Origin of the sequence: Streptomyces flavofungini (genome assembly GCF_041028215.1) — a bacterium.
In the GTDB taxonomy this organism is placed as follows: Bacteria; Actinomycetota; Actinomycetes; order Streptomycetales; family Streptomycetaceae; genus Streptomyces; species Streptomyces flavofungini_B.
In genome coordinates, this window is sequence record NZ_JASKYR010001012.1 from 1 (window position 1) to 2,482 (window position 2,482).

General features: G+C 74.7%; 3 protein-coding genes and 1 pseudogene. 2 read left to right on the forward strand and 2 right to left on the reverse strand.

The genetic code is table 11. The annotated features are described in order from the left end of the window. Positions 1–495 (forward strand): annotated as a pseudogene (locus AB8Z36_RS37755) (hypothetical protein); the annotation flags it as partial. A 126-nt stretch (positions 496–621) separates the two neighbouring features. Beyond that, positions 622–1,566 (forward strand): GlxA family transcriptional regulator, encoded by a 945-nt coding sequence (locus tag AB8Z36_RS37760; protein ID WP_369217895.1) that lies wholly within the window; start codon positions 622–624, stop codon positions 1,564–1,566. A gap of 12 nt (positions 1,567–1,578) precedes the next feature. Here the strand turns inward: AB8Z36_RS37760 and AB8Z36_RS37765 are convergent, their stop codons facing one another. Then, positions 1,579–2,058, reverse strand: coding sequence for a DUF3574 domain-containing protein (locus AB8Z36_RS37765; RefSeq protein ID WP_369217896.1), 480 nt, complete (start codon positions 2,056–2,058; stop codon positions 1,579–1,581). Between the two features lie 129 nt (positions 2,059–2,187). Continuing rightward, positions 2,188–2,482: 2'-5' RNA ligase family protein (locus AB8Z36_RS37770; protein WP_369217897.1), on the reverse strand; the 295-nt coding region annotated here is incomplete at its 5' end.

Consider the following 2,482-nt stretch of genomic DNA (forward strand, 5'->3'; position numbering starts at 1 on the left):
TTCCTGATCACGGACGCGGCGGCACGGGCGCACGCGTTCCTCGTCGCGGGCGTGGACCCGTTCACGGCCGCGTCCCCCTGGCACGACGCGGTCCGGCTGGCCGCTTCGCATCCCGGTCTCACGGGCCGCAGGACGTTCAGCCGCCAGTTCGCCGAGCTGGCCCGTTCGGTGGGGCACACCCCGGGTGACCTCTCCCGCGCGGCCGCGGCCTGGCGGCAGGGCGGCGAGGAGGGTCTCGCGGTGCTCGAATCCCCCTGGGACCCCCCGGCGGGCCCCTTCGACCGGTCCCGCGGCGCGCTCGCGGCGGCGGACCTCCCCCGTATGACGATCCACCGCAACCGCCTCACGGACGCGGAGGGCACCCGTCAGCTCCGCTTCGGCAGGGACGGCCGCTGGTATCCGTACCAGAGCGAACCGGGAGCGGACGACTGGTGGCCGGAGGGGGAGCCGGACGAGGACGTGGTGGGCGCGCTGACGGCGGTCCTCGGCGGCTGAGCCACGCTCCGGGCGAGGGCGACGGAGGGGCTCTGCTCGGAGAAGGCTCTGCCCAGGAGTTCCTCTCGGCCGTGGCCGCCCGCGGGCGGAGCCGAGACCACTCGACGGGCCGGATAGGTTCCGGGCATGCGTACGCTCGCCCTGCTCGCCCTGGACCAGGTGATCCCCTTCGACCTGTCCACGCCCATCGAGGTCTTCACGAGGACCCGGCTCCCGGACGGCGGCCCCGGCTACCGCATCCGCGTCTGCGCCGAGCACGCCGGGGCCGAGGTCGACGCCGGGGCGTTCGTGATCCGGGCGCCCTGGGGGCTCGACGGGCTCAAGGGCGCCGACACGGTCATCGTGCCGGGCACCGCCGATGCCGAGGCGCCGCTTCCGGCCGCCGTCCGTACGGCACTCCGCGCCGCCGCCGCGGACGGCGCCCGCATCGCCTCCATCTGCTCGGGCGCCTTCCCGCTGGCCGCGACGGGGCTGCTCGACGGGCTGCGGGCCACCACGCACTGGGCGGCGGCGGGGCGGCTGGCCGCCGCGTACCCGGAGGTCGAGGTCGACCCGGACGTCCTGTACGTCGACAACGGGCAGTTCCTCACCTCGGCCGGTGCCGCCGCGGGGCTCGACCTGTGTCTGCATCTGATCCGCCGCGATCACGGTTCCGCGGTGGCCGCCGACGCCGCCAGGCTCTCCGTGATGCCCCTCGAACGGGAGGGCGGGCAGGCGCAGTTCATCGACCACGATCACGCACCGACCCCGCAGGGTGCCGTCCTCGAACCCCTGCTCACCTGGCTGCGCGCGAACCTGGCCCGCGACCTGACCCTCGCCGACATCGCCTCCCGCGCCGGGACGAGCACGCGCACCCTGATCCGCCGCTTCCGCGAACAGACCGGCACGACACCGCTCCAGTGGCTGCACCGTGCCCGTATCCGGCAGGCGCAGCACCTCCTGGAGACGACCCGTCACCCGGTCGAGCGGATAGCCGAGCAGGTCGGTTTCGGCTCGGCGACCGCCTTCCGCGACCGCTTCAAGCGCACGACCGGCGTCAGCCCGCAGGCCTACCGGCGCACCTTCGGCTGAGACGGTCGCCGCTCAGAAGTCGACGCGCGTCCGCTCGTCGAGCCGCGCCACGGAGTCCTGCGCGAACGCCTTCTCGTAGTCGCTGCGGATCTCCTCGATCTGGACGTCCCGCTCACGCGTCTCGCCGACCGGGTACAGCAGGATCAGCTCGTACGAACGCTCCCGCTCGATCCGGCCGTTCGAGTCGCGCCACTGGCCGCGCCCGTCCTGGATGGTGAGGCCGTCGGGGAAGCCGGGGGTGACCTCCTTGTCGATGAAGGCCATGAACTGCTTGTCGGTCACGGCCGGTCCGCCGTCGGGGCGCTCGGTGCCGAAGAAGAGGCGGGTCTCGGCGTACGGCTTGCCCCGCTGGACCGTGGCGCTCGCGGACGGGCCTGCGTCGCCGCCGTCCAGCGAGGCGTAGGCGGCGGGCGCGCCGACGGAGAGCACGGCGGTCACGGCGACGGCCACGGCGAGCCGGTTGCCGGAGGTGCGCGGGAGGGTGAGAGCCACGGGGCAGTCCCTTCGGGGGCGGAGTACGGGCGCGGGCTTCCGCCCGGGGCGCCCGGACGAAAGCCGCAGATCCCTAACGCCGGCACACCGTAACGGACACGCGGCGCGGCGCCGGGCCCGTTCCGTGCATCAGGCCGGAATTCCGCCCGCCGCGCCCAGCCGGTACGTCCGGAGGTTCCGCCAGCCCGTGCCGGGGCCGTCCGTCACCAGGAGGTCGACCGAGTCCACGTGGCTGACCAGCGGCAGGTGCGGGGCGAGTTCGCGCTCCAGGGCGTCGTAGGCCGCCTCGTAGGTCTCGGGGCCCTCGTGGTTCGCGAGGGTCAGGTGGGGAGCCAGGGGCGGGTCGAAGATGCCCCGGTAGGGGACGGCCTCGGGCCAGCGGGCGGTGAGCGCCCCGGTGAGCGCGCGCAGCGGGGTCTCGGGG

Coding starts and splice junctions, on each gene's coding strand:
- AB8Z36_RS37760 (WP_369217895.1), top strand. CDS start 622: ATGCGTACGCTCGCCCTGCTCGCCCTGGACCAGGTGATCCCCTTCGAC.